This is a genomic window from Blautia faecicola, assembly GCF_004123145.1.
Taxonomy (GTDB): Bacteria; Bacillota; Clostridia; order Lachnospirales; family Lachnospiraceae; genus Oliverpabstia; species Oliverpabstia faecicola.
In genome coordinates this window covers 3,219,302-3,245,295 of sequence record NZ_SDKC01000001.1, presented here as the reverse complement: position 1 = coordinate 3,245,295, position 25,994 = coordinate 3,219,302, and the positions used below count along the sequence as shown (strand labels likewise).

General features: G+C 38.0%; 28 protein-coding genes and 1 pseudogene. 27 read left to right on the top strand and 2 right to left on the bottom strand.

Translation table 11 applies throughout. The features are described 5' to 3' along the window. The first annotated feature begins 13 nt into the window (after positions 1-13). From ETP43_RS14600 to ETP43_RS14590, 3 genes are read left to right on the top strand one after another with little or no spacing between them, the layout of a single operon-like run. Complete coding sequence (locus tag ETP43_RS14600; RefSeq protein ID WP_002594682.1) at positions 14-415, top strand: DUF6075 family protein; 402 nt, start codon at positions 14-16, stop codon at positions 413-415. A gap of 6 nt (positions 416-421) precedes the next feature. Next, a complete protein-coding gene (gene srtB / locus ETP43_RS14595) occupies positions 422-1,189 on the top strand; it encodes a class B sortase (RefSeq protein WP_129258917.1) in 768 nt (255 codons plus the stop codon). 39 nt (positions 1,190-1,228) lie between these two features. After that, complete coding sequence (locus ETP43_RS14590; protein WP_129258915.1) at positions 1,229-2,932, top strand: lysozyme family protein; 1,704 nt, start codon at positions 1,229-1,231, stop codon at positions 2,930-2,932. A 64-nt stretch (positions 2,933-2,996) separates the two neighbouring features. On the opposite strand, the gene ETP43_RS14585 is transcribed toward ETP43_RS14590, so the two are convergent. After that, positions 2,997-3,449, bottom strand: coding sequence for a hypothetical protein (locus ETP43_RS14585; RefSeq protein WP_129258913.1), 453 nt, complete (start codon positions 3,447-3,449; stop codon positions 2,997-2,999). Between the two features lie 225 nt (positions 3,450-3,674). Here ETP43_RS14585 and ETP43_RS14580 point away from each other — a divergent pair, with 225 nt between their 5' ends. The 5 genes from ETP43_RS14580 (at position 3,675) to ETP43_RS14560 (ending at position 6,876) form a co-directional block, all read left to right on the top strand. Next, positions 3,675-4,010, top strand: coding sequence for a helix-turn-helix domain-containing protein (locus ETP43_RS14580; RefSeq protein WP_055215124.1), 336 nt, complete (start codon positions 3,675-3,677; stop codon positions 4,008-4,010). Between the two features lie 155 nt (positions 4,011-4,165). Further along, a complete protein-coding gene (locus ETP43_RS14575) occupies positions 4,166-4,381 on the top strand; it encodes a hypothetical protein (RefSeq protein WP_002594687.1) in 216 nt (71 codons plus the stop codon). Between the two features lie 186 nt (positions 4,382-4,567). Beyond that, positions 4,568-4,777, top strand: coding sequence for a helix-turn-helix domain-containing protein (locus ETP43_RS14570; protein WP_002587820.1), 210 nt, complete (start codon positions 4,568-4,570; stop codon positions 4,775-4,777). A gap of 19 nt (positions 4,778-4,796) precedes the next feature. Then, positions 4,797-6,368: a type I restriction-modification system subunit M gene (locus ETP43_RS14565; protein WP_129258906.1), complete on the top strand. Its 1,572-nt coding sequence runs from the start codon at positions 4,797-4,799 to the stop codon at positions 6,366-6,368. Next, the gene (locus ETP43_RS14560) at positions 6,352-6,876 is read left to right on the top strand and encodes a restriction endonuclease subunit S domain-containing protein (RefSeq protein ID WP_129258904.1); all 525 of its coding nucleotides are present in this window, start codon (positions 6,352-6,354) and stop codon (positions 6,874-6,876) included. The genes ETP43_RS14565 and ETP43_RS14560 overlap by 17 nt, the downstream gene beginning before the upstream one ends. Here the strand turns inward: ETP43_RS14560 and ETP43_RS14555 are convergent. Then, positions 6,865-7,401 (bottom strand): restriction endonuclease subunit S, encoded by a 537-nt coding sequence (locus ETP43_RS14555; RefSeq protein ID WP_207668927.1) that lies wholly within the window; start codon positions 7,399-7,401, stop codon positions 6,865-6,867. The two genes, ETP43_RS14560 and ETP43_RS14555, sit on opposite strands and share 12 nt — an antisense overlap. A 130-nt stretch (positions 7,402-7,531) precedes the next feature. Between ETP43_RS14555 and xerA the strand changes: the two genes are divergently transcribed. The 19 genes and pseudogenes from xerA (at position 7,532) to ETP43_RS14455 (ending at position 25,977) form a co-directional block, all read left to right on the top strand. Then, positions 7,532-8,515, top strand: coding sequence for a site-specific tyrosine recombinase/integron integrase (xerA, locus tag ETP43_RS14550; protein WP_129258901.1), 984 nt, complete (start codon positions 7,532-7,534; stop codon positions 8,513-8,515). Between the two features lie 10 nt (positions 8,516-8,525). Further along, positions 8,526-9,641: a restriction endonuclease subunit S gene (locus tag ETP43_RS14545; RefSeq protein WP_129258899.1), complete on the top strand. Its 1,116-nt coding sequence runs from the start codon at positions 8,526-8,528 to the stop codon at positions 9,639-9,641. A gap of 41 nt (positions 9,642-9,682) precedes the next feature. Then, positions 9,683-11,197 (top strand): DUF3800 domain-containing protein, encoded by a 1,515-nt coding sequence (locus tag ETP43_RS14540; RefSeq protein ID WP_129258897.1) that lies wholly within the window; start codon positions 9,683-9,685, stop codon positions 11,195-11,197. Between the two features lie 30 nt (positions 11,198-11,227). Further along, positions 11,228-14,368 (top strand): type I restriction endonuclease subunit R, encoded by a 3,141-nt coding sequence (locus ETP43_RS14535; protein ID WP_129258894.1) that lies wholly within the window; start codon positions 11,228-11,230, stop codon positions 14,366-14,368. Positions 14,369-14,430: 62 nt separating this feature from the next. Continuing rightward, positions 14,431-16,167, top strand: a complete 1,737-nt coding sequence (locus ETP43_RS14530; protein WP_118049514.1) for a DUF262 domain-containing protein — start codon at positions 14,431-14,433, stop codon at positions 16,165-16,167. A gap of 20 nt (positions 16,168-16,187) precedes the next feature. Continuing rightward, a complete protein-coding gene (locus ETP43_RS14525; RefSeq protein ID WP_129258892.1) occupies positions 16,188-17,171 on the top strand; it encodes a helix-turn-helix transcriptional regulator in 984 nt (327 codons plus the stop codon). A gap of 212 nt (positions 17,172-17,383) precedes the next feature. Next, positions 17,384-17,959 (top strand): transcriptional repressor LexA, encoded by a 576-nt coding sequence (lexA, locus tag ETP43_RS14520; RefSeq protein WP_330546550.1) that lies wholly within the window; start codon positions 17,384-17,386, stop codon positions 17,957-17,959. 130 nt (positions 17,960-18,089) lie between these two features. Further along, the gene (locus ETP43_RS14515) at positions 18,090-18,815 is read left to right on the top strand and encodes an ImmA/IrrE family metallo-endopeptidase (RefSeq protein WP_055196061.1); all 726 of its coding nucleotides are present in this window, start codon (positions 18,090-18,092) and stop codon (positions 18,813-18,815) included. Between the two features lie 560 nt (positions 18,816-19,375). After that, positions 19,376-19,963, top strand: coding sequence for a hypothetical protein (locus ETP43_RS14505; RefSeq protein WP_024853351.1), 588 nt, complete (start codon positions 19,376-19,378; stop codon positions 19,961-19,963). Between the two features lie 105 nt (positions 19,964-20,068). Further along, entirely contained in the window at positions 20,069-20,635 is a 567-nt protein-coding gene (locus ETP43_RS14500; protein ID WP_015530049.1) for a type II toxin-antitoxin system PemK/MazF family toxin, read from the top strand. Further along, the gene (locus tag ETP43_RS14495) at positions 20,622-20,828 is read left to right on the top strand and encodes an excisionase (RefSeq protein WP_002594704.1); all 207 of its coding nucleotides are present in this window, start codon (positions 20,622-20,624) and stop codon (positions 20,826-20,828) included. The genes ETP43_RS14500 and ETP43_RS14495 overlap by 14 nt, the downstream gene beginning before the upstream one ends. Positions 20,829-20,927: 99 nt before the next feature. Next, positions 20,928-21,155 (top strand): excisionase, encoded by a 228-nt coding sequence (locus ETP43_RS14490; protein WP_002594705.1) that lies wholly within the window; start codon positions 20,928-20,930, stop codon positions 21,153-21,155. Continuing rightward, a complete protein-coding gene (locus ETP43_RS14485) occupies positions 21,121-21,402 on the top strand; it encodes an excisionase (RefSeq protein WP_023920548.1) in 282 nt (93 codons plus the stop codon). Before ETP43_RS14490 ends, ETP43_RS14485 begins: the two co-directional genes overlap by 35 nt. A 9-nt stretch (positions 21,403-21,411) precedes the next feature. Then, a complete protein-coding gene (locus ETP43_RS14480) occupies positions 21,412-22,641 on the top strand; it encodes a tyrosine-type recombinase/integrase (RefSeq protein WP_129258888.1) in 1,230 nt (409 codons plus the stop codon). Between the two features lie 322 nt (positions 22,642-22,963). After that, positions 22,964-23,428: pseudogene (locus ETP43_RS14475) on the top strand (lysine--tRNA ligase); the annotation flags it as partial. A gap of 292 nt (positions 23,429-23,720) precedes the next feature. Then, positions 23,721-24,257 carry a VanZ family protein gene (locus tag ETP43_RS14470; protein WP_049946793.1) on the top strand — a complete coding sequence of 179 codons (537 nt, stop codon included), beginning with the start codon at positions 23,721-23,723 and terminating at the stop codon, positions 24,255-24,257. A gap of 49 nt (positions 24,258-24,306) precedes the next feature. After that, a complete protein-coding gene (locus ETP43_RS14465; protein WP_055291182.1) occupies positions 24,307-24,735 on the top strand; it encodes a hypothetical protein in 429 nt (142 codons plus the stop codon). Between the two features lie 34 nt (positions 24,736-24,769). After that, complete coding sequence (locus tag ETP43_RS14460) at positions 24,770-25,390, top strand: NUDIX hydrolase N-terminal domain-containing protein (RefSeq protein ID WP_117525550.1); 621 nt, start codon at positions 24,770-24,772, stop codon at positions 25,388-25,390. A gap of 110 nt (positions 25,391-25,500) precedes the next feature. Further along, the gene (locus tag ETP43_RS14455) at positions 25,501-25,977 is read left to right on the top strand and encodes an MGMT family protein (protein ID WP_015512791.1); all 477 of its coding nucleotides are present in this window, start codon (positions 25,501-25,503) and stop codon (positions 25,975-25,977) included. Positions 25,978-25,994: the final 17 nt, after the last annotated feature.

Sequence of the window (25,994 nt, the reverse complement as noted above, 5' to 3'; positions counted from 1 at the left end):
GGAGGGATTTACAATGTCTAAGATTCAATTTCGCAATGCTGCACACAGAGATTTTGTATTGGAAAATCTGGATAAGTGCAAAGTCAACGACTGCTATCACAGAGCATTTTTCTATGTGATGGGTATTTCAGAAGAAACAAGAATGAACATCGGAAAGATGTTTGATTTTAAGAGGGATTGCATCATACCGGAAGGTATGCACGGCGGTTGGCAGACAAGTGGCACAGTCAAGGTCTGCCACCTTGCCTTTAATCTCTGGAATGGATTTACGGAAGAAGGCAGGGAAAATCTCTATACACCGGAGGAACTGTTCTGTTGCGGATATGCTCCGTATTTTATGGAGGGTATCAAGTTGAGGTATCCGGAGTATTGCAGAGATTTGACTCCACCTAAGAGAAACGATATGGAAAGGTAAGAGAAAATGAGCAGAAAAATCTATATTATTATTGCGATGGTGTTTACGGTAGTGTTGTCTGTAAGCAGCTTCTTTATTATCCGTAATCACATTGACTCTGCCAAGCAGAATGAAGTCTATGATAACCTTGCGGAGATTGTGCAGGACGAGCCGCCAAAGGAAAATGAGGGCGTGACGTTTTCGGAAGATAAGGACTATCTTGCAGAATATCTTGAACTCTATCGGCAGAATGAGGATATGGTGGGTTGGATAAAGGTTGAGGATACCAATATCAACTATCCGGTCGTGCAGTCTGTAAATGAGCCGAATTTCTACCTGAAGCACAAGTTTGATAAGACCTATTCCGCTTATGGCTGCCCGTATGTGCAGGAAAATTGCGATGTGCAGAAACCTTCAGACAACATCATTATTTACGGACACCACATGAATGACGGTTCGATGTTTACGGGACTGATGAAGTACAGAAACAAGAGCTTTTGGGAAGGTCATAAGACTATTACCTTTGATACACTGACGGACAGACACCAGTATGAAGTGATTGCAGTCTTTAAGACAGTCGTTTATACAGACAGCTCCGATAGCTTTAAGTATTATGAGTTTACGGACGCAGAAAATGCGGCAGAGTTTGATGCGTATGTTGCTAAGTGCAAGGAACTTTCTTTGTATGATACCGGAGTATCGGCAGAGTATGGCGACAAGCTGATTTCTCTTTCTACTTGTGAATATTCAAGAAACAATGGCAGGCTTGTTGTTGTCGCTAAGAGAGTGGATTAAACCCCACTCTCTATTATTTTTCGAGAAAGGAGGAAACCGATGGCTGATATAAAAACAAGAGATACAAGCAAAGGTACAATCAAGACCATAAATAAGGCGGCAGTTGCCACGGAGCGAATGAAGAAAGCCTATGTGATGACGAAAGATAAGGCAGAGCATTCCACGAATGCTTCGGAAAATTCCGCAGAGGAATATGCTTCTGATAAAATCGAAGTGGCAACGGATAGGACTGTTCATGAAACAGCATACCGTGCAGATAAGGTCGGCAGATGGGGTGTGCGTGAAACAAGACAGAATTATCAGAAAGCCAAAACGGGAATTGAGAATTTCAAGACCAAGCGTGCAGAGAAACAGCTTCAGAAACAATCGGTCAATCCTGTCGGAAAACAGAGCATCCGAACTCTGGAGCGTACGGAGAAAACAATTAAACAGTCTGCAAGGTCGGCAGGAAATACGACAGTCAAGACCGTATCGAAAGGTGCAACCAATACTGTTCAGAGGTCGGTAAAGACTGCGGAACAAACGGCAAAGACTTCTATTAAGACCACAAAGGAAGCTGCCGTTATAGCACAGAAAACAGCAAAAACAACAGCCAAAGCAACACAGAAAGCGGCTCAGGCGGCAAAGAAAGCAGCAAAAGCCACAGCAGATACCGTCAAAGCCACAGCGAAAGCTACTGTTGCGACAGTCAAAGCGATTATTGCAGGGACAAAAGCACTTGTAGCAGCAATCGCAGCAGGCGGTTGGATAGCGGTGCTGATTATTATGATTGTCGTGTTGTTTGGTGCTGCCGTAGCAATGTTTGGAGGAGGAAGTGACAGTAATTCCTATACTCCGGTAAGTGCAGAGGTAGAAGCCTATGAACCCATCATACAGAAATATGCCAAAGAGTACGGCATTCCTGAGTATGTAGAACTTATCAAGGCGGTTATGATGCAGGAAAGCGGCGGCAGAGGACTTGACCCTATGCAGGCAGCAGAAGGAAGTTTCAATACGAAGTATCCGCACGAACCCAATGGAATTAAAGACCCTGAATATTCTATCCAGTGTGGAGTTCAGGAATTGAAAGCGGCTCTTACTTCGGCAGAAGTGGAAAGTCCGATAGATATGGAGCATATCAAACTTGCCTTGCAAGGCTACAACTTCGGTAATGGGTATATTTCTTGGGCAAAAACAAAGTATGGCGGTTATTCTTATGCCAATGCAGTGGAGTTTTCCACTCAGCAGGCACAAAGGCTTGGTTGGGACAGTTATGGAGATACCCAATATCCGGCTCACGTTTTGAGATACTATCCGTATGGGCGAGCCTTTACTGCCGGAGGTAATCAGGCGATTGTTGAGGTTGCCTTGACACAGCTAGGCAATCAGGGCGGACAACCTTACTGGAGCTGGTACGGCTTTAATAGTCGAGTGGAATGGTGTGCCTGCTTCGTATCTTGGTGTGCTGACCAATGCGGGTATATTGAAAGCGGACTTGTTCCGAAATTTGCAGGTTGCGTGGATGGTGCAAACTGGTTTAAGTCAAATGGAAAATGGCAAGACCGCACTTATGAACCAAAGGTAGGAGATATTATCTTCTTTGATTGGGAAGGCGACGGTACAACAGACCACGTTGGTATCGTAGAGAAGTGTGAGAATGGCACAGTTTATACCGTAGAGGGCAACTCAGGCGACGCCTGCAAGCAAAGACAGTACGCAGTCGGAAGCAGCAATATCTATGGATACGGTATTCCGGCATATTAAAAATTCCAGACGGTGTCTGGAAAATTGAAAAGATGGCTGCTCAGTTGAGTAGCCATCGGGTACATTATGAGAAATCAGTTGTTTCTCTGTTATTCAGGAAAATATGGTGTGTGTGATAAGTGAAGCTAAAAAGCATATCGGCATTTTCTTTACTGCCGTCTAAAAAGGAAATATCATCGGCAAGGATAAAAAGAATTGCTAACAGCTTCTTGATATATCCAGTGTAGCAGGCATAATCTACATAGATGTTGGCGATATATCCCTCGGCAAATTCTATCAGGTCAGCGTCAATTTCAAAGCTATTGGATAGTTCGTAAACGGTTTTGATAAATTTATCCTTGTCAGCAATTCGCTCTTTACTTGGAACACTTCTGCGGTTCTTCTGTATAAATTTAAAAAAATCATCAGCTTCCGTAAAGTCAGGAGTGATTGTGTTGCCAGTTCCCAAATCTGTTTTGTAATCCTCAAATTTCTCTTTTTCAAACCGATTACTGAATATTATCTTTTGTTCGTCCATTCCTTTTACCCCTAAGTTTATTCTATGGAGATTGTTTAACTTGGCTCTTGGGTTGTGATTTGTCTTTCGCCATTAACAATCGTGAATTACTACTTTTATAGTATAACATAAAAATAGTTGGGAATCATCACTAATAGTTGGTTTGACTTCCTTTGGGTGCGTGTGATTTGAAATCGACTTAACCTATACTATTAGTTATGGAAACACACTAAGGGAGGTGATGTGATGAAGCTCGATACAATCGGCAAGAATATAAGAAAGTTCCGACTTGCGAGGAAATTACGCCAAGAAGATTTGGCTGAGAAAACAGATTTGACAACAAATTATATTGGTATGGTTGAGCGTGGAGAGAAAATTCCGTCACTCGAAACTTTCATAAAGATAGTAAATGCTTTAGGTGTATCATCGGATATGGTTCTTACAGATGTTCTGGAAACGGGATATACAGTCAAGAACTCAATGCTGAATGAGAAGCTTGAAAAACTTGTTCCTGAAGATAGAAACAGAATTTATGAAGTCATAGATACACTTGTGAAGCAGTCAAAGCAAATACTTCCATAAAACACAGAAGTTCGTCCTAATCGACGAGCTTTCTTTTTTTCAGTATAAAAAATTTCAGCTATCGACAAATTTTTCGGGACTTCGACAGAGCAAATATGCTATAACAACAACTGTCAGTGATAGACACATACTAATAGACATAGGAGGAAGTAGAAGTGAACGACATTTTCAGACAAATAGCAAAAGAAAATGGAACAACCGAAAAAGCAGTAAAAGAGGAAATGCAGTTTGCCATTCGGGAAGCAATGAAAAGTGCTGAACCGGAAGCAATAGCTTTTTGGAAAGCAGTTGCACCGGACGGAAAAGAGCCGCCGATAGAAAAGGTCATAGCAATGATTGCATTGAATGTTAATAATAGAATGTATAATTGAGGTGCTTCGGCATCTCATTTTTATTATTCTTTAGAAGAGTTGCATTAGGTGTTTGCAAAAAGTGACACCTTAGTGTCTGAAAGGTTACATTTCTGTCTGAAATCTTGAAATGCCTGAAAATTTAATATATAATGTTAAATGGTTAACTGTAACGAAGAAGAATTATAAGATGAAGAGGTGTTACTGATGAAGATATGCTATAACAAACTTCAAAAACTTATGATTGACAATCAAATGAAAAGACAGGATTTAATGCGTGCAGCCGAAATCACATCATACGCTGCAACGAAGATAAATAAGAATGAGCCAGTATCTCTTGAAGTATTGATGAGGATATGTCAGGTGTTTCATTGTGACATCGGAGATATATGCGAAGTTATTTTAGATGAAGATTAAAACACGGAGGTAATTATAGATGGCAAGGGCTGCTAAACCAAAGAAAGAAATATCAATGGAAGAAGCACTTTGGAAAAGTGCTGATAAACTGAGAGGTTCTGTTGAGCCTGCGGAGTATAAGCACGTTGTTCTGAGTTTATTCTTCCTTAAATTTGCTAGTGACAAGTTTGAGGAATGCCGTAATAAAATTATTGCTGCACACGGCGAAAAGTATGCGGATATGAAGCCGTTTTATACTCAGGAAAATGTATTCTATCTTCCTGAAGAAAGCCGTTGGAAGTACATTATTGAAAATGCAAAGCAGGACGATATTGCCCTGAAGATAGATACAGCACTTTATACGATTGAAAAGAACAACCCGGCACTGAAAGGTGCTTTGCCGGATAACTATTACTCCCGCTTACATATTGATACTGCAAAGTTAGCTTCTTTGCTTGATGAAATCAATCGTATCAATACAGATGATAAAGAGAACGACATTATAGGTCGTGTATATGAGTATTTCCTTAGTAAGTTCGCTCTTGCAGAAGGAAAAGGTAAAGGAGAGTTCTACACACCAAAGTGTATTGTAAACCTGATTGCCGAAATGCTTGAGCCTTACGATGGAATACTTTATGACCCTTGTTGCGGTTCGGGCGGTATGTTTGTGCAGTCCATCAAGTTCGTAGAAGCACACAGCGGTAATAAAAAGAAAGTGTCTATTTACGGTCAGGAATACACAAATACCACTTTCAAACTGGCAAAAATGAACTTAGCTATCCGTGGTATTTCTGCAAATCTTGGAGAAATGGCAGCCAATACATTTACCAATGACCAGCACAAAGACCTTAAAGCAGATTTCATTATGGCAAACCCGCCTTTCAATCAGAAGCAGTGGAGAGCCGAAAATGAGCTTGTAGATGACCCTCGTTGGAACGGCTATGAAGTTCCGCCGACAAGTAATGCAAACTATGGTTGGATACTGAATATTGTTTCCAAACTCTCTCAAAACGGTGTAGCAGGTTTCCTGCTTGCCAATGGTGCATTATCTGATGATGGTACAGAGCTAAAAATCAGACAGCAGCTTATAGAAAATCATTTGGTAGAAGCAATCATTATTCTTCCGAGAAACCTTTTCTATACCACAGACATCAGCGTTACCCTTTGGGTACTCAATAAGAATAAAAAGGCTCGTGTTGTGGAACAGAATGGAAAGCTAAAACGCTATCGTAATCGAGAAGATGAAATACTTTTTATGGATTTACGACAGATGGGCAGTCCTTATGAGAAGAAGTACATTGAATTGACAGAGGAAGATAGAGCCAAAGTTACAAGTGTATATCATAACTGGCAGCAGGAAGGCTATGAGGAAACTTATGAGAATGTACCAGAGTTTTGTTATTCTGCTTCTTTTGATGAAGTAAAGGAAAAAGGATTTACTCTTGTGCCGAGCAGATATATTGAGTTTGTCAATCGTGATGAAAACATCGACTTTGATACAAAAATGAAGTCATTGCAGGGAGAACTTAAAGAACTTCTTGTTCAAGAGGAAAAATCCAAATCAGATTTACTTGCTGTATTTAAGGAGTTGGGATATGAAATCGAATTATAGAGCCTTGAGCGAACTAATTGAAAAAGTAGATGAAAGAAATGATGATGGTGCGATTACTGAGCTTATAGGTGTCAGTATAGATAAATGTTTTATTAAATCAGTTGCTAATACCAATGGAACTGATTTGAGTAAATACAAAATTATAAGAAAAAATGAGTTTGCTGTAAGTTTAATGCAGGTTAGTCGTGATTCAAAAATTCCAGTTGCAAGGTTAGAGGACTATGAAGTAGCAATAATGTCACCAGCTTATCCTATTTTTCGTGTGAAAGATACAAGAAAAATATTACCAGAATATCTTGATATGTGGTTCAAACGTCCTGAGTTTGACCGAGAAGCTGCTTTTATTGCGGTTGGTGGTGTTCGAGGGAGTATGCCTTGGGAGGAGTTTGTGAAAATGAAACTGCCTGTTCCAACTATCGAAAAACAGCTTGAAATAGTGAATAGCTACAAGGCAATTACGGAGAGAATTGCTTTAAAGCAGAAGATAAATGATAATTTAGTCGCGTGATAGTTCCCCAAGAACAATCATTTGCAATTCGCGTAAATGCTCGATTTCACGTTGATTTTGAAATATGGTTTCAAATATTTTATTTGTTATATTGATAAATGAAGTGGCAATATCTTCTGGAGCAATTACTACTGGTATAGGAGTCAATATTTTCATTGTAAGAAACTTTGTTGTAGTGCCAGAGGATATGCCTTTAAACTCATTTAACTGTTGTTTTAAGACAAAATATAATTGCTTGTTTGAAACAAAACGGTTGTTTGAGGATATTACGTATGTTCGTTGATATACATCAAATTTTCCACAATATATTTTCAATGGATAGATTGCACTTGCATTATTCCCAGCTAATAAAACAGCTTCTTGGTCAAATGAAAAAGTATTTGTCCGATATGTTTCTTGCGAACAGGTAAAAAAGGGATATATTCCGTTTATTGCAGCTGCTTCTGAGTTTAACTTGCCGGTTTTTATTGTGCTTATTTCTCCTAGAGTAGACATAGTACCATTAGTAGAGTTATTTGCTATCATCTCATTATAAATAGCCTCAGCTTGTGCTTCTAAATTATCATTTACGATAGAACTCCCATCAGTGGCGGGAGTTAAAACAAGGGACTGCCACTGGTAGTCGTTCTCTTAAAAAACAAAAGGAGAATTGACTATGAAACAGAACCTAATTACAGATGTTATTCAAGGAATGTTACCTTACTTGAATAATGCACAGACAGAAAGATTGCAAGAGGTGTTGCAACATACACTTTTTGATTATGAGGTAACAAAGACAGAAAAAGAGAAGAAACTTTCAGAACAGAATTTAGTAGAGTCTTTCCTATCGGCAAAGCGTATTGAGGGCTGTTCTGAGAAAACCTTGAAATACTATAATGCAACGATACAGTCAATGCTTGATGGCATTGGAAAGAGTATCAAATATGTTGTGACCGATGATATTCGTTGCTATTTGACCGAGTATCAGGCTAAGAAAAAATCCAGTAAAGTTACGATAGATAATATAAGACGAATACTTTCCAGTTTTTTCTCTTGGCTTGAGGACGAGGATTATATTTTGAAAAGTCCGGTCAGGCGAATACATAAGGTTAAGACCGGAACGAACATTAAAGAAACTTATTCAGATGAAGCACTTGAATTGATGAGGGATAATTGCACGGAACTCAGGGACTTGGCAATGATTGATATGCTTGCTTCAACGGGTATGCGTGTCGGAGAAATGGTGTTACTAAATCGTGAGGATATAGATTTTAACGAAAGAGAATGTGTTGTTTTCGGCAAAGGCGATAAGGAACGAATTGTATATTTTGATGCAAGAACAAAAATACATTTGCAGAATTATCTAAACAGTCGCAAGGACGATAACCCGGCACTTTTTGTATCATTACAATCTCCGTATAATCGAATGAATATCGGAGGTATTGAAGTGAGGTTACGACAGCTTGGAAAACGATTGGGACTAAATAAGGTACACCCTCATAAATTCAGGCGAACGCTTGCGACAATGGCGATAGATAAAGGAATGCCGATAGAGCAGCTTCAGCAACTCTTGGGGCATAGAAGAATAGATACGACATTGCAGTATGCAATGGTTAAGCAGAGTAATGTTAAAATTGCTCATAGAAAATACATTGGTTAAGGTGGTAGGAATGGAAAAAGAATATAAGATATTAGGCAATTACATTCGACTTGTGGACGAGCGTAATAGGGATTTAGCCGTAACAAAGTTGCTTGGTGTAAGTATAAGTAAAAAATTTATTCCGTCAATCGCAAATATTGTAGGAACTGATTTATCGAATTATAAGATAGTTAGAACGGGACAGTTTGCATACGGACCCGTTACTTCACGAAATGGAGAGAAAATCTCTATTGCTTATTTAGATGAAGAAGATTGTATCATTTCAAGCTCTTATACAGTTTTTGAAGTTGAAAATAAAGAGGAATTAGACCCTGAATATCTTATGCTTTGGTTCAGCCGACCAGAATTTGACCGCTATGCAAGATATAAGTCACACGGAAGTGTGAGAGAGATTTTTGATTGGAATGAACTTTGTATGGTTGAGCTTCCAGTACCAGATATTGAAAAGCAGAGAAATATTGTGAAAGCCTACAAGACAATAACCGACAGAATAGCTTTGAAACAGAAGATAAATGATAATTTACTCGACTCAGTTCAAGCTATCTTTAGGTCTTGGTTCGTTGATTATGACCCATTTGACGGTGTTTGCCCATCTAATTGGGAAACAGGGTGCGTTGAAGATATTGCGGAGTTCTTCGACTCAATGCGTAAGCCGCTTTCTTCATTAGAACGAACTGATATGGAACGAATATATCCGTATTACGGTGCAGTTTCCATTGTTGATTATGTCGATGACTATATCTTTGATGGAGAATATCTTCTTGTTAGTGAAGATGGTATTTATGTTGTCGATGAAAATGGACACCCATTGATACAACATATCTCAGGAAAGTTTTGGGCAAACAATCACGCACACATACTAAAAGGAAAATCTGGCTTTAATGAGGATAGCTTGTATCTATTCTTGGCGAATACCAATATGGCACCGATTGTTACTGGTGCTGCACAACCTAAGATTAACCAAGCTAATTTAAAGAGTTTCCCTATTACAATACCTGATAGTGAAACAATGTTAAAATTCAACAATATAATACAGCCATTTTTTGACCAAAGGCTTACCAATGAGTCCGAAATCAAAAAGCTGGAAGCACTTCAGTCATTGCTTTTAACTCGTTTGGTTGATTAAGCCGCTAAATTATCATTTAACCGAAAGGAGATGGAACAGTTATGGATACATATAAATTTTATTACGATGAGTCAGAACACAGTAGAAAAATCAACTATAATACCGTAACTGCTCCAAATTATTACGATAATTTTGTTACGGTTGTAGTTGGTTGGGCGAAAGAAAAGGAAAAAGAAGTTTTCAAAAAATATGAAGATTTTGAAAATAAATATGCTGACCGTAAAGATGGAAATGGCGAATTAAAAAGTACAACTTTGAAGCAAAAGAAGTTTGAATGTGGATTTGCTTCGCTTGATAAAACCAACACACAGTTTATAATGGACTTCTTATCCATTTTTGATGAAAGTACCAAGTTGTATTTTTCTGTTGCAAGTAAGATAGAATATTTAGTCTTGCAACTTTTTATAGGTTATCAGAATAATTTCATTATAGATGCAGATGCAGTTAAGTATTCTATAACAAAGGCTCTTGTTGCGTATCGTCCACAGAATGTTATCCAAAGTATTTATGATGATAATTCAAAAGAATTTGTAGAGGAATTGAAAAGATTTTTTAGAGAACGAATTGAATGTAACCGTTCAAATATGAGTCTGAAAGAGCAGGAGAATGAAGCCTTTGAAAATATACTGCATATTTTAGACAATAATTCAGCTATTCCGGAATTTCAATGGGATTATCGTATGCCGTTTAGTGGTTTTGCGAAATACTTGCAGGAAGAACAGATTAAGAATTATGCCTTAGTTTTAGATAAAGAGGGAGAGAAGAACGAAGCCAGTAGAACAATGCAGGCTGCGTGTGAAATAGGGCTGTCTAATGTAACAGAGGGAAATTCAAAAGATAATTGCGGCTTGCGTATGGCGGATATGATGGCGGGTATCATTTCAAAGCTGTTAAAAGCCTTGTGTAATGAATTGCACTATCATTCCATTGCAGAGGGAGTAGAGAAAAAACTGTTAAATGCAAAATGGTTTCAGCTTAATGAAACTCAACTGGACTTATATAAAAGGTTATATAAGATAATTTGCGAATGGGATAATGTTTGGTATAAGTCGTATGCAGGAATTTATTCCGATGACTTGGTATGCTTTATAGGACTACTTGGTTATATGACTCATTTTGAGAACAAAGAACAGATTATCAATGAGAAACTTGAAATGCAGGGCGAATATTTTAATGGATATGTTTGTCAGCAGTTATCTGATTATTTTAACCGCAGGCGAAGCAAATTACCGATAGACTTTATTGATAAAAATGATGAGGAGTATTTCCTAAACCGTCGTGGAGCGAAAGTTTATTTTGATATTACGAAGCAACCTGTTCTTGAAATTGCTGAAGGCAGTCAAACGGAAATGGTTTTATCTGTTGGAATGGATAAATTGGGTATTCCGTTGATTACAATTTCAAATGATGGCAATCCGATTTGCTATCGCTTGCCGGAAGAATTGAGTGATTGGACATATACGGCTATTGGAATGGCGAATATGGGAGAAAATTTATTCCCGTCACAAGTTGTATTTACTAAAGAGAAGAACAGATATTTTGCTGATATTTTATAAAACACAGAGCGTATAAAAGGAGTGAACGCAATGGCAAATTTTAATGAACACGCATTGGAAATGTCAATAATGGAGTTGTTCAAAGACGAGGGGTACACCTATGTCAGTGGCGACCAGATACACAGAGAAAGGACAGAGGTTCTGCTTACGGACGACCTGAAGCAATACCTCTATAATCGGTATGCGAAAGACGGTATTACACCGAGTGAGGTGGATAGTGTCATTCTAATGCTGCGTAATATTTCCGGTACGATTTATGAAGCAAACAAAGCTGTATTTAAGTTGCTCTGCGATGGATTTATTCTTAATCGTGAGGATAGAACGCAGAAAGACCTCTATATTGAACTTATTGATTTCGACACTCCCGAAAACAATATTTTCAAAGTGGTTAATCAGTTTGAAATTGAAGGCGTAAATAATCAGTTGCGTATTCCGGATGGCATTGTGTTCGTAAATGGTATTCCTGTTGTTGTTCTTGAATTTAAGAGTGCGGTACAAGAGAATACGACCATAATGGACGCATATAAGCAGCTTACAATTCGTTACCGTAGAGATATTCCGGAGATTTTTAAATATAATGCGTTTGTTGTTATCAGTGACGGAGCAAATAATAAATATGGTTCTTTCTTCAGCCCGTATGATTTCTTCTATGCGTGGAGAAAGATAAACTCAGACGATAAAGAACTGGACGGTATCAATTCCCTTGTGACAATGGTAAAAGGACTTTTCCGAAAAGACCGTTTACTTGAAGTTATCAAAGATTTTATTTATTTTCCGGATAACTCAGATAAGGATTTGAAGATAGTGTGCCGTTATCCACAGTTCTTTGCGGCAAATAAATTGTATGAGAATATCAAGGCTCATCTTCGCCCTGAAGGAGATGGTAAAGGTGGTACATACTTCGGAGCGACAGGCTGCGGCAAGAGTTATACAATGCTTTTCCTTACCCGTATGCTGATGAAAAGCAAATACTTTTCTTCTCCGACTATTCTTATTATTACGGACAGAACAGACCTTGATGACCAGCTTTCCAAACAGTTTGTAGGTTCAAAGAAATATATCGGAGATGAAACTGTTGTAAGTATTGAGTCCCGTGAGAAACTTCGTGAGGAGCTTCAGGGACGAGAGAGTGGCGGTGTTTATCTGACTACCATTCAGAAATTTACAGAGGATTTGCAGCTTCTTACAGACAGAACGAACGTTATTTGTATTTCTGATGAAGCACACAGAAGCCAAATCAATCTCGACCAAAAGGTTAAGATTACAGAGTCAGGTGTTCAGAAAACCTATGGCTTTGCCAAGTATCTGCACGACTCTTTACCAAATGCAACTTATGTTGGATTTACCGGAACTCCGGTTGATGGAACAATCGAAGTCTTTGGTGGTGTTGTAGACGCATATACAATGACGGAAGCTGTTAAGGACGGTATTACAGTTAATCTTGTTTACGATGGTCGTGCAGCTAAGGTTATGCTTAATCAGGACAAGGTAAGACAGATTGAAGAATATTATGCACAGTGTGAGCTTGAGGGAGCAAATGAACATCAAGTAGAAGAAAGCCAGAAGGCAGTTGCCAAAATGGAGGTTATTATTGGCGACCCTGACAGACTTCGTGCTGTTGCGGAGGACTTTATCAAACATTATGAAACCCGTGTGGCAGAAGGTGCAACTGTAGCAGGCAAAGCAATGTTTGTATGTTCCAACCGAAATATAGCATACGATTTCTATAAAATAGTAAAGGAACTCAGACCGGAATGGACAGAAAAGAAGATTTGTGATGACGGGGTTGTTCTGAGTGAAAAAGATAAAAAAGAGTTGAAGCCAATGGAAAAAATTAAGTTGGTTATGACTCGTAATAAAGATGATGAAAAAGACCTCTTTGATATGCTTGGCACAAAAGAGGATAGGAAAGAATTTGACCGTCAGTTCAAAAATCCGAAGTCAAACTTTAAGATTGCCATTGTTGTAGATATGTGGCTGACTGGTTTTGATGTGCCGGAGCTTGATACGATTTACATTGATAAGCCTATTCAGCAGCATACCCTTATTCAGACGATTTCCCGTGTAAATCGTGTATGCGAGGGCAAGGATAAAGGCTTGATTGTTGACTACATAGGTATCAAAAAAAACATGAACACTGCCCTCAAGAAATATACAAATTTTGAGAGCGAAGAATTTGAAGGTGTGGAGCAGTCTATCACGATTGTAAAAGACCAGTTAGAAGTTCTTGGTCAGATGTTCCATAACTTTAACAGCAGTGATTTCTTCAATGGTTCGCCTACCGAACAGCTTGCCTGCCTGAACCGTGCGGTTGAGTATGTGCAGTTGTCTGAAGAACTGGAAAGAAGATTTATGGCAGCAGTCAAGAGAATGAAACAGGCATTTAACCTTTGTAGTTCAAGTGAGAAATTCTCTGATGAAGATAAAGATTATATCCATTTTTATTGTGCTGTCCGTTCTATCCTTTTCAAGTTGACAAAAGGCGATGCACCGGATATTGAGCAGATGAACGCTCGTGTCCGCAAAATGCTTGAGGGTGCAATTCAGTCTGATGGCATTGAGGAATTATTTGAAACCGGAAAGCATATATCGGTGGATATTTTCAGCGATGAGTATATGGATAAGATAAATGCTATTCAGTTGCCGAATACGAAAATCAAGATACTTCAAAGACTTCTTTCTCAGGCGATTGACGAGTTTAAGAAAGTTAATAAAATTATGGGTGTGGAATTTGCAGACAGACTCAAGAAAGTTGTTGATGAGTATAATAACCGACGTCGTGATGAAGCGTATGCCAACGAAGTCCTTGATGATGTTGCGGAGCAGCTTGCACAGTTGTTGTCTGAACTGAAAACAGAAAAGAACTCCTTCAAGAATATGGGAATAGATTATGAGGAAAAAGCTTTCTATGATATTTTGAAAGCAGTTTCCAAGAAGTTTGAGTTTGAATATCCGGACGATAAAATGATTGAACTTTCCAAAAGGATAAAGCTGATTGTTGATGATAAGTCACGCTATACCGATTGGTCTGCCCGTGATGATATTAAGGCAAACTTGCAAGTGGATTTGATATTGCTGCTTGATGAGTTCGGCTATCCGCCAGTAACCATTGATGATGTTTACAAGGAAGTTCTTGAGCAGGCAGAGAATTTCAAGAAATATGCGAATTAAAAACTGATTGTATCAGGAGTAATTTTCAGAAGATAGAACTTAGAAGAGAAAGGAATTGGATTATGTCAAAATTAAATGTTGACCAAAAAACAATAAAAGATTTATTTCAGAGTAAAAAATCGGACTTTTTAATACCAGATTATCAAAGACCTTATGCTTGGGGCGAAGCTGAATGCAGAACGCTTTGGGACGATATATTTTCATTTGCTATTCCCGATGAAGGAAAGACAGAATTTGATAGTAATAGCGAGTATTTCCTCGGTCCGATTGTAACTTTTAGAAATGAGGATAAATTAGAGGTTATTGATGGACAGCAGAGATTGACAACTCTTATGTTGCTTTTAAGAGCGTTCTATTCTAAGTTCGGTCATATGCAGGACAAGGCTTCTATATCAACAAAGCAGAACATTGAAAAGTGTTTATGGAAAACTGATGAATTTGGCGAGCCTGATATGTCACAGCTCAAGATAGACTCTGAGGTTGCTACTGATAATGATAAGGAAGAATTTCTTGAAATATTAAGAACAGGAATTGTCAATAAAGAAATGAAAAGCAAATACGCTTGCAACTTCAGATTCTTCCAGAATAATATTGATGAATTTTTGTCCAAATACCCTACTTACTTTGCTTATTTACCTACCCGTATTATGAATAACTGTATTCTCCTTCCGATTGAAGCTGAGTCGCAGGATACAGCGTTGCGTATTTTTTCAACGCTTAATGATAGAGGAAAGCCGCTGTCTGATGCGGATATTTTTAAGGCACAGTTTTATAAGCATTTTTCTAAATTGGGTAAAAAAGAAGAATTTATTGCTCAATGGAAAAAGCTCGAAGAACTTTGTGAGAGAATATTCCATCCGATTTCAGGTACACCGATGGACGAATTGTTTACACGATATATGTATTTTGTCCGTGCAAAAATGGGGATTGTATCATCTACAACAGAAGCTTTAAGAAAATTTTATGAGAAAAATTCTTATGCCCTTTTGAAAGATACTAATACATTAACGGAATTGATTGTATTGGCTGAATTTTGGGAAGATGTTTCCAATCAAGATACCGAAAGATTTTCAAATAGAGTTTTGAAGCAATTTTTTGTATTGAACTATGCTCCGAACGGAATGTGGACATATTTTGTATCCGTATATTTTATGCAAAATAAAGATGATGAAGGTTTGCTTGATGATGAGAAGTTCTATACATTCTTGCAAAAGATAACTGGATTTATATGGACGTATGCTATTACAAATCCAGGTGTAAATGCACTTAGAACACCAGTGTATGCTGAGATGGTAAATATCGTAAATGATAAGCCTGTTGAATTTTCAAAATATAAGTTCGATGCAGATACTATAAGAAGTATGTTTGATAATTTCAGCTTCAATAATGCACGTCCAATTACAAAAGCAATGATAGCTTGGTGGGCATATCAGAATGATAAACAGCCACTACTTTCACTTGAAACTACTTTTGAGATTGAACATATTTATGCTCGGAATAGAAACGAGAAAGAAAATTCATTAACAGATGCTCGAAATGTAGAGTCATTGGGCAATAAAGCATTACTTGAGAAAAGAATCAACATTCGTGCTTCTGATTATCGTTTTACAGATAAGAAGAAGTATTATGAGGGATTTACAAACAGTAAAGGTCAGATAAAAGAGGGAACAGGTGTTGTTGAACTTCTTGACCTGACGGCTACATCGGCTGACTTTACCGAGAATGATATTATTGACAGATATAAAAAGATGATTGATTGCTTTATCAATTACTTGCAGAAAAACAGTTTGATTAAATAGTATTTTAGAAAGGTCGGGCTATGGAAACAAAGCCAAGGATTTTATATCTACAAAAGATTTTACTGGAAAGAACCGATGAAGAGAATCCTCTTTCCACAACACAGTTAATCAATATATTGAATGATGAATACGGAATATCTGCACATAGAACGACGGTCACAAAAGACATTGCAGCACTTCAGGAGTTTGGAATGGATATTGTTACTATCCATTCTACTCAGAGCAAATACTTTGTAGCCAGTCGTAAGTTTGAATTGCCGGAACTGAAACTGCTGATAGATGCAGTGGAGTCATCGAAGTTTATTACAAAGAAGAAAAGCAAAACGCTGATTGAGAAGATACATACGATGACCAGTCCGGGGCAGGTGGCAAAGTTGAAGCGTAATAACTATGTGGTCAATCGAATTAAGCCGGATAATGAGCAGATATATTATATCATTGACGCTATAAACGATGCCATCAATACAGGTAAACAGATTTCTTTTCAGTATTATGATTATACCGGATTAAAGAAAAAGGTTCTGAAGAACAAGGGCGAAGTGTATAAGCTCAGCCCGTATAAACTTCTCTGGTGTGGGGACTATTATTATGTTCTCGGATATTCAGAGAAGAAAAGCAAGGTTATCAATTTCAGGGTAGACCGTATTGCTTCCAAGCCGGAGATATTGGATAAAGACATTATTCCTATGCCGGATGATTTTGATATTGAGAATTACACAAAGGAAGTATTCTTTATGTTCTCAGGCGAGAAAGTCCTTGTAGATTTACGGTGTGATAACAGTCTGATGAAAACAATGGTTGACCGTTTCGGAGAAGATGTGACAACCCTTGCGTATGATATGACTTCTTTCAGGGTACAGACCGAAGTATCAGCCAGTCCGACTTTTTTCGGTTGGGTGTTTGGCTTTAATGGCAAGGTACAGATACTTGCACCGGAAAGCTTGAAAGAGCAATACAGACAAATGCTTACAAAAGCTACTAAAGATATGAAAGAGAATGAATAGTGCAGATTTGCATTTATGTAGATGGTCTGCATAAAGCGTAAAGTCAATATTAAAGAATGGAGAGGTGTTAGCAAATTGCGACACCTCTTTTCTTTTGCGAAAAACCTACTTGAAAAATTTTCGTATCAGGTATAATAAAACTATCGAAAGCAGAGTGCTTCCGATAGAAAAGAAAGTGAGGTGCAGGTATGAGAAGCAAGAGTCCTGAACTTATGAGTGAGATAAAAAAGTATATCGAGGATTATTACCTGCAAAACAGACAATCCCCATCGACTACAAAGATTGCTGAAGCGGTTGGTATTGCCAGAGGTACAGCATATAAATACTTGGTAGAGATGGCTGAGAAGAATATGATTGAATATGACGGGCAGGAGATTCGTACCAATGTGACCTGTAAGTACAGTGGCGAACAGACACAGACGCCGATTGTAGGTTCAATTCCTTGTGGCAGTCCTCAGTATGAGGAAGAAAATATTGAAGAATATGTATCACTTCCTACTGCTATTTTCGGCAAAGGAGATTTCTTTATATTAAGAGCAAGCGGTCAGTCTATGGTTGAAGCAGGGATTGATGACGGCGACCTTGTGGTTGTCAAAAAGCAGGTAGAAGCCAAAGAGGGCGATATAGTAGTTGCCCTTGTGGATAATCAGAATACATTGAAACGCTACTTCCGAGATGATGAGAATAAGAAAATCATTCTCCACCCGGAAAATAAGAAGATGAAAGACATCATTGTAGATGAGTGCTGTATTCAGGGTGTGGCTTGTCACATCATCAAAGAACTATAGCAGAGGACAGACGAATGAGAACACTTGAAGGAATTCGCTATCTAATCAATTTGGATAGTGCGGAAATACAACAGAACTTTGCCGGAGGAGTTGCACCGCCGGACAAGGTGGAGTCGGAGGTGGACACAACTTGAGTATTTATATGTCAAGAGCCGAGTTGGAAGAAATCAGCGAAGGCTTGATAACAGCGTATGCTAATAAGTTTAGCAATCGAGTGATTCAATCCATCGACATAGAACATTTCATTACAGAATTTCTTATGTTACGAATTGAATACGCTTCTTTCGCAGAAGATGATGCAGGCAGGATTGGTTTTCTGGCAGATGGAGCAACACCACTGCTGATACATCAGGACGGAAAAATTATTCCCTTTGTTTTCCCGAAAGATACCATCGTACTTGATAAATTTCTTCTTGCTGAAAAGGAGCAGGGACGTCGCAGATTTACAATGGCACACGAAGCGTCACATCATATCTTGAGTAAGATGTATGCAATGCCGAGTGAAGGACGCTTTCATGCAGAGTATGACAGTGAGCGTAGTTATTCCAAAGAGGAACTGGCTCAGATGTTTGCGTCTGTTGAGTGGCAGGCAGATACAATGGGAGCTTCGCTTCTTATGCCGAGAAGAATTATTGAAAATGCCTTGGCGAAATATAATCAGTCAAATCCGATAAGAGTTTATGGCGATAATACCATTACTTCAAAGGATAAAGCAGTTATCCGCAGAATGGCAGCTTATATCGGAGTATCTTATACAGCCTTGGTTATCAGATTGAGAGATATGGGGCTATTTGAGTATCACAATATCCTTGAGTACATTTCCAATGAGTTAAATCTGGGAGGTGTTTCACAATGAGGTTACAGACTCAGGTAGCACCTGAAATACAAAAGAGATTGCTTCTGTCAAGAGTAGAAGCAGAAAGTCTGAAAGAGCGTGATATTCTCTGCCCGACTTGTGGGTTCAGGATACAAAGAGTTTTTTCAGACGCAACCGGACATTTGAGTGTGAAGTGTCAGAAATGCAAGAATGTCCATATCTTAAATCTCGCTTACTTCCGCAGAATCCGTAGGAACGGATATGGCAGGAATTGCAGGCGATGAAGATTACAAGTAAATATCGAAACGATTTCTAATCGAGTAAGCGGAGATAAGCAATTTATTTGCTAAACTACCAAGCACCGTACGAAGCCGGATAAGTGAAGAATAGAAGTATTCTTTGCTGTCCAGATTCGACGGTGCTTTTTTTGTTGCTGTTTTATTCGATTATGCTTCGTGCAGTATTAGGTCTTTTCCCTTACTTGGGAAAGGACTTTTATGTTTTATAACGCATGGCAATGCCAGATAGCTGAGTACCCGTAATCTCCGAATTTTCTATATAAAAAAGCAATTTTAGAAAATTCAAAGGAGATTACGAAAATGACAAACAAACTTACATTAACAGAACAAGAAGAATTATTTGCAAAGGATTGTAAACTGATAAACCTTAAATACGAATATAACGGCTATACCGGAGATGAAAGATGGGCGATTATTACGGAATTATCTGTAAAAGAGCTTTGGGAGAAGTATCCCCTTGTTATAGAAAGATATTCTCCGTTTGTACATCTTTCCATTGCACAGGGAGAGGTAATTGACGATGCAAACCGAAATGAGGACAAGTATGCAAAGAGAAGCAGTCGTACACTTGACTGCTATGGATACGACGATGAAATGTCCTCACAGTTCCATAAAGAACTTGCCATTATGTTTGACGACCCATTTGAAAGAGCAGAGGAAGAAAGGCTTGAACTGGAAAGAGAAGAATTGCGTCAGTGTGAAATCAGGAAAGCAAGGATAGCACTTTCAATGTTGCAGCCACTTCAAAGGGAACGACTTATGAAGAATGTGTGCTGCGGTCTGAGTTCCAGAGCGATTGCAAAGCAGGAGGGTGTATATTACAGCTCCGTAGATAAATCTATTGCAGCGGCAAAGAAAAACTTTATCAAATTTTATGAAAATCTCTGATTTCGGGTGTGCATTTCAGCACCCTTTGTCCAAATGAGTGAAGGGGTTATTTCATTCCGGATACGAATGACACTTTAAAAATTTGATTCTTGTGAGGTTATGTATATGAAAGAAAAAATGATTTGTCGTGGGGATTTATTCTACTATGACTTTGGAGATAACAGTGGTTCAGTACAAAGCGGAGAGCGTCCGGTGCTTGTCGTTCAGGCAGACGATTATAACCAGAATGCTCCGACGATTATTGTTGCAGCGGTTACAAGTGTAATCAAGAAAAGATATTTGCCATCGCACATTATTCTCGGCGAGGAGTTTGGACTGAAGAAACCGTCAATGGTTCTTCTGGAGCAGATACGGACAGTCAATAGAGAGGATTTGCGTGAATACATAGGTACGGTAGATGACGATAAACTTTTCAGACAGATAAATGCAACTTTGAAAAAGACTTTTGGACTTTGGGTTTACAAGCCGGAGGGGAAAGAAAATATTCGCTGTCTATGCCCGAAGTGTCTGAATGATTACATCCACAATCCAGACTATATTGTAAGGCGACTCGACCCATTTGCAAAGCGAAAAGACAGATGTGATAAGTGCGATGGGGATGGTTGGGATTATGTTGTTACCGACAGATATTCATCAAAGAAAGAAAAGAGGGGAAGCAATGACAGAAAATAAAATCATTATTCCTATCTGGAAGAAGTCCAATCTTACAGTAGAAGAAGCCGCAGCTTATTGTGGTATTGGCTCAAGAAAATTAAGAGAAATGTCCGACTCGGAGTTTTGCCCTTTTGTTCTTTGGAATGGAAGTAAGCGACTGATTAAAAGAAGAAAACTGGACGAATATCTTGATAATGCGTATTCGATATAGCTGATTTGTAAAATGTGCGATGGGTCGGTTCGCATAATAGGCTCATCGCCATTTTTTAATTATCATAAGGGTAGAAAAAAACAAGGAGGTGCTTCCGTAATGGCAGATACAGAAAAGATTATCCGAAAAAAATATGATGTGCCGATATGGCATAAGTCTAATTTGACGATTGATGAAGCAGTTGAATATTCTGGCATAGGCAGAGAAAGACTGAGAAAACTAACAAGCCAAGAAGAATGCCCATTTGTTCTTCATATAGGAAATCGTCGAATGATTAAGAGGAGGATTTTTGATGAATACATTGAAAAACTTACTTTCCTTGAATGATGATGAACGCTTACTTGCCGAAGTAAGAACATATCAGGAAAAACTCATAAGCAATGCTGAAGAACCGATATGGGAAAGAAAGTGGCTGACAATCGAAGAAGCCGCAGCATATTCCGGTATAGGAAGAACGAAGTTGCGTGAGTTGTCTAATCAAGCAGGTTGTCCCTTTGCAATATGGATAGGCAATAAAATCCATATTGTGAGGGAACGACTGGACAAATATATAGATAAGCAGTTTAGAATTTAGGAGGACACAATGGCGACAAAAAGAAAAGATAAATCAAGGGTTGTTCTGAAAACCGGAGAGGTTCAGAGAAAAGACGGTACTTATCAATTTAGCTGGCAGGACAGCCAGATGAAAAGAAGATTTGTTTACGCAAGAACTTTAGATGACCTGAGAGAAAAAGAAAAGCGTATTCAGAAAGATAAATGTGATGGTATTAAGACCGAAGCACGATACACAACCATTGATAAATTATTTGACCTTTGGGCAAATATGAAAAGAGGGCTGAAGAATAATACCTTTGAAAATTACAAATATATGTACAATACCTTTGTGCGACCAGTGATTGGAAGTAAAAGAATATCAACGCTGAAGAAATCAGATATTAAGAAATACTACAATTATCTTGTTGATGAAAGAAATTTGAAGCCTTCAACGATTGATAATATACATACGGTTCTTCATCAGGTTTTACAGATTGCTGTCGATGATGACTTTATCAGAAATAACCCGTCAGATAATGTGTTGAGAGAATTGAAAAAAGCACATTGTTTTCAGTCGGAAAAGCGTAGAGCGTTGACGAAACCGGAGCAGGAGCTATTTCTGAATTTCCTGAAAACCCACCCTGTATATGAACACTGGTATCCGGTCTTTGCAGTAATGATAGGAACTGGACTTCGTGTGGGGGAAGTAACTGGATTGAGATGGTGTGATATTGATATGGAAAGTGGAATGATTGATGTTAATCATACTCTTGTATATTATGACCACAGAACCGAGGGAAGTAAAAGTGGCTGTTATTTCAATGTAAATACAACGAAGACTCCGGCGAGTATGAGGCAGGTTCCAATGCTCGGTTTTGTGAAAGAAGCATTTGAACATGAGAAACAGAAGCAGGAAGATTTAGGACTTCATTGCGAGGTCACGATTGACGGATATACAGATTTTATTTTCATCAATCGTTTTGGTCAGGCACAGCACCAAGCCACACTCAACAAAGCAATACGAAGAATTATCCGTGATTGCAATGATGAGCAGTTTTTGCACAGTGATGAACCTGATGTGTTACTTCCTCATTTTAGCTGCCACTCGCTTAGACATACATTTACAACAAGAATGTGTGAAGCTGGAGTAAATATAAAGGTCATTCAAGACGCACTCGGACATTCAGATATTTCAACTACACTGAACATCTATGCTGATGTTACAAAAGAAATGAAAGCGGAAGAGTTCAAAGGATTGGATAGCTACTTCAAAGTATAATATTGGACTTCACATACAGAAAGAGAACATACAGAGTGTTGTGTGTTCTTTTTTCTTGTTCTGAAGCAGGAAAAGATAAGGCAGCGTTACTTTGATGTGGATTGACATTGTAAATAAGAGAAGTTATAATTTCTTGTATATGAATATGCTCTTGCATATACTACTATCGCCCTACATCATTTACATCATATTTTACATCATTTGCCCGCAAAGTGACTCAAAGTAGAGCAAAAATATGAAGTATGGGGGATAATTGGAATATGGAGAATTTAATAGTATTAACACCAGCTTGGTCGAGTATGAAAGAACCACAAAAAGGGTCCCGACAATGAAGACCCTGAATGATGTAAATAAGAAAAATGATGTAAAATCTAAGGCTACTGAAGAAGTGAAAGCAGAGCCTGAAAAGATTGATTTTTCTAAGGTAAAGATTGAGCCTTTGTTTGAGGAAATGGTAGACTTTGATACATTCAGCAAGTCAGATTTCCGTGCAGTAAAGGTTAAAGAGTGTGTTGCAGTACCGAAGTCAAAGAAACTGTTACAGTTCACTCTTGATGACGGAACAGGCACAGACAGAACCATTTTAAGCGGTATTCACGCTTATTACGAGCCGGAAGAACTGGTTGGAAAGACTCTTATCGCTATCACAAATCTTCCACCGAGAGCTATGATGGGCATTGACTCTTGCGGTATGCTCCTCAGTGCTATTCACGAAGAAGAAGGCGAAGAAAAGCTTCATCTTCTGATGGTTGATGACCACATTCCGGCAGGTGCAAAGCTCTATTAAGATGATGTAAAGATGTACCGTTTTACCAAATAAACGGAACGTACTTCATTTGATAAAAAACTGAAAAAACAGCGATTTACATCAAACTTACATCATTTGATGCAGAAATCGGTGCAAGCAAGAAAAAATCGCATAATAAGCAGAATGAATGGGCAGTCCTTAATGGGATTGCCCATTTTTAGAAGAGAGAGAAATGTAAATCACCGATTAGGTTTTCATTGCAGTGGTTATGGAGAACAGTTATAATGGGGATAAAAGAAAACGACAAATTTGAAGTTATGGAGGAATGATAGTGAGTTATATTACAATGGAAATATGGACTGGAATATGGATATTAGTGAGATTATTTCCAATGGCACTTATTATTTTTGCAGGTGTTATGATTATCGAAGTGGGTATTGAATTTATCCAGAAGAAGAAAATTGAAGTTAAGATTTTAAATTGGTTATGTCAATTCTTATGGATTCTAATAGTTGTATCAATATTAAAAATTACAGGAATTATTGGTGGTAGTTTTGGAATATCCTCACCACTTGATAGTTATATTAGTTTTAAATTATTTGAGGATGGATTTAATGCGGCAACTATTTTGAATATATGTCTATTCATTCCATATGGATTTTTGCCAGTATTTATTTTTAAGAATATCCACAAGCATTGGTGGAATGGCGTTATACTTGGAGCAGTATTTTCGATTGGTATAGAATTTTTGCAAACATTTATTGGAAGGTTTGCACAGTTAGATGATGTGATTATGAATACTTGTGGGACTCTCGTTGGATTTTTGATAGGATGCTTGTTACTTCGTATAACCACAAGGAAAAAATAAATTTCAGTCTGTAGGGATGAAAATTTGAATTCGTAGGAGGTATCGAAAAATGAATAGGAAAACTTTATTCTGTTTTCTGACAGCTTTGATAATGATTTTTGTTCTTGCCGGCTGTAGTGGAAAGAATAGTGGTGGGAATATTGACAATGTTCAAATTCCTGATTGGAAACCATCGGAAATATATTCAGACAGTGATATTGAGGCGGCTTTCCAAACAGTAAAAGACTATTTCGGCAACGAATTTGACGGCTGCACACTGACAAAACTGTCCTATCCCGGAGATACATACGCCGATGAATTTGATGAATGGGCTGAACAATATGACGCGGATGAAGCAATCGTAATATTATCATCTTTCGATGTAGACTCATCAGGCGGGGATGGTTCGCTTAATCCGGATTCAACATATGATGATTGGAAATGGATTCTAATTAGGAATGACAGTGGGAATTGGGAACATGTTGACCACGGGTATTAAAGCGACAAATTAGAATTTGAAGGAGCGGTAATATATGGATAAAAACGAACAATGGCTAAAATGGGCAGTAGAATTACAGGCTATTGCTCAAGGTGGTTTGTTTTATGGAAAAGACAAATTTGATATCGAACGGTATGAAAGAATCCGAGAAATTTCTGCTGAAATGATAAGCTATAAAACTGAAATATCGGCAGACAAAGTTCAAAATTTATTTTGCAGTGATGTAGGATATCAGACACCTAAAATAGATACACGAGCTGCGATTTTTAAAGATGGGAAAATATTATTGGTTCAGGAAGCAAATGGTACTTGGTCATTGCCGGGAGGCTGGTGTGATGTTGATATTTCCGTAGAGGAGAATACAATAAAGGAAGTCAAAGAAGAAGCAGGACTTGATGTTATTGTAAAACGTGTTATTGCTGTTCAAGACAGGGAGAAACATAATCTTCCGATATATGCGTATAAAGTATGTAAGATTTTTATGCAATGTGAAGTGACGGGCGGTCAATTTACAACTAATATTGAAACAACGGGTTTTGATTATTTTGAAATTGATGAGCTTCCAGAACTTGCAGAAGAAAAGAATAATAAAGAACAAATTGAGATGTGTTTCAATGCAATGCAATCAAAAAAATGGGAAGCTTTATTTGATTAAATCCCAGTTTGTCGAACACATGAAAATTTGAAGTTTCGTAAGGATTTTTAAAACTGTCTCATTGTATGGTTTCGTTTATTAAGATATGATTGGTTTGAAGGTGATACATTATGGCAAATGAAGATAAAAAAGATTTTAATGCTATGCTTATGGATAGCAAGGATATGCCAAAAGTTCAAATCATAACAGATGAAAAGAGCATCGAAAAATATGGTGGAGATAAAATGTATTTTGCCCCACCTATTGACTACGACAAAGTAATGCGACTTGTGCCTTGTGGAAAATTACTTACAGTAGGTACAATAAGGGAATTCTTTGCTAAACAAAATGGTGCTGATTTTACAGAGCCAATTACAGCTGGAATTTTTGTTTCGATAGTTGCATGGGCGAGTTATCAGCGTGCAGAAGATAAAACCCCTTATTGGAGAACATTAAAAGCAAAAGGGGAATTAAATGCAAAGTATCCAGGAGGCGTTGAGGCACAAAAGGAGATGCTTGAAAAAGAGGGACATATCGTAATCCAAAAAGGTAAAACCAATATTAAGTATTATGTTAAGGACTACGAAAAAGCATTATTTACATTGTAATAGATAATGTGAAAATT

Excerpts from the sequence above, each read along its gene's own strand:
- ETP43_RS14535 (WP_129258894.1), top strand. The coding sequence starts at position 11,228 with ATGGCAAATTTTAATGAACACGCATTGGAAATGTCAATAATGGAGTTG.
- ETP43_RS14480 (WP_129258888.1), top strand. The coding sequence starts at position 21,412 with ATGGCGACAAAAAGAAAAGATAAATCAAGGGTTGTTCTGAAAACCGGA.
- ETP43_RS14585 (WP_129258913.1), bottom strand. The coding sequence starts at position 3,449 with ATGGACGAACAAAAGATAATATTCAGTAATCGGTTTGAAAAAGAGAAA.
- lexA (WP_330546550.1), top strand. The coding sequence starts at position 17,384 with ATGAGTGAGATAAAAAAGTATATCGAGGATTATTACCTGCAAAACAGA.
- ETP43_RS14455 (WP_015512791.1), top strand. The coding sequence starts at position 25,501 with ATGGCAAATGAAGATAAAAAAGATTTTAATGCTATGCTTATGGATAGC.
- ETP43_RS14485 (WP_023920548.1), top strand. The coding sequence starts at position 21,121 with ATGAATACATTGAAAAACTTACTTTCCTTGAATGATGATGAACGCTTA.
- ETP43_RS14490 (WP_002594705.1), top strand. The coding sequence starts at position 20,928 with ATGGCAGATACAGAAAAGATTATCCGAAAAAAATATGATGTGCCGATA.
- ETP43_RS14500 (WP_015530049.1), top strand. The coding sequence starts at position 20,069 with ATGAAAGAAAAAATGATTTGTCGTGGGGATTTATTCTACTATGACTTT.
- xerA (WP_129258901.1), top strand. The coding sequence starts at position 7,532 with ATGAAACAGAACCTAATTACAGATGTTATTCAAGGAATGTTACCTTAC.
- ETP43_RS14545 (WP_129258899.1), top strand. The coding sequence starts at position 8,526 with ATGGAAAAAGAATATAAGATATTAGGCAATTACATTCGACTTGTGGAC.
- ETP43_RS14590 (WP_129258915.1), top strand. The coding sequence starts at position 1,229 with ATGGCTGATATAAAAACAAGAGATACAAGCAAAGGTACAATCAAGACC.
- ETP43_RS14495 (WP_002594704.1), top strand. The coding sequence starts at position 20,622 with ATGACAGAAAATAAAATCATTATTCCTATCTGGAAGAAGTCCAATCTT.
- ETP43_RS14565 (WP_129258906.1), top strand. The coding sequence starts at position 4,797 with ATGGCAAGGGCTGCTAAACCAAAGAAAGAAATATCAATGGAAGAAGCA.
- ETP43_RS14530 (WP_118049514.1), top strand. The coding sequence starts at position 14,431 with ATGTCAAAATTAAATGTTGACCAAAAAACAATAAAAGATTTATTTCAG.
- ETP43_RS14555 (WP_207668927.1), bottom strand. The coding sequence starts at position 7,401 with ATGATAGCAAATAACTCTACTAATGGTACTATGTCTACTCTAGGAGAA.
- ETP43_RS14540 (WP_129258897.1), top strand. The coding sequence starts at position 9,683 with ATGGATACATATAAATTTTATTACGATGAGTCAGAACACAGTAGAAAA.
- ETP43_RS14525 (WP_129258892.1), top strand. The coding sequence starts at position 16,188 with ATGGAAACAAAGCCAAGGATTTTATATCTACAAAAGATTTTACTGGAA.
- srtB (WP_129258917.1), top strand. The coding sequence starts at position 422 with ATGAGCAGAAAAATCTATATTATTATTGCGATGGTGTTTACGGTAGTG.
- ETP43_RS14580 (WP_055215124.1), top strand. The coding sequence starts at position 3,675 with ATGAAGCTCGATACAATCGGCAAGAATATAAGAAAGTTCCGACTTGCG.
- ETP43_RS14460 (WP_117525550.1), top strand. The coding sequence starts at position 24,770 with ATGGATAAAAACGAACAATGGCTAAAATGGGCAGTAGAATTACAGGCT.
- ETP43_RS14570 (WP_002587820.1), top strand. The coding sequence starts at position 4,568 with ATGAAGATATGCTATAACAAACTTCAAAAACTTATGATTGACAATCAA.
- ETP43_RS14560 (WP_129258904.1), top strand. The coding sequence starts at position 6,352 with ATGAAATCGAATTATAGAGCCTTGAGCGAACTAATTGAAAAAGTAGAT.
- ETP43_RS14600 (WP_002594682.1), top strand. The coding sequence starts at position 14 with ATGTCTAAGATTCAATTTCGCAATGCTGCACACAGAGATTTTGTATTG.
- ETP43_RS14465 (WP_055291182.1), top strand. The coding sequence starts at position 24,307 with ATGAATAGGAAAACTTTATTCTGTTTTCTGACAGCTTTGATAATGATT.
- ETP43_RS14505 (WP_024853351.1), top strand. The coding sequence starts at position 19,376 with ATGACAAACAAACTTACATTAACAGAACAAGAAGAATTATTTGCAAAG.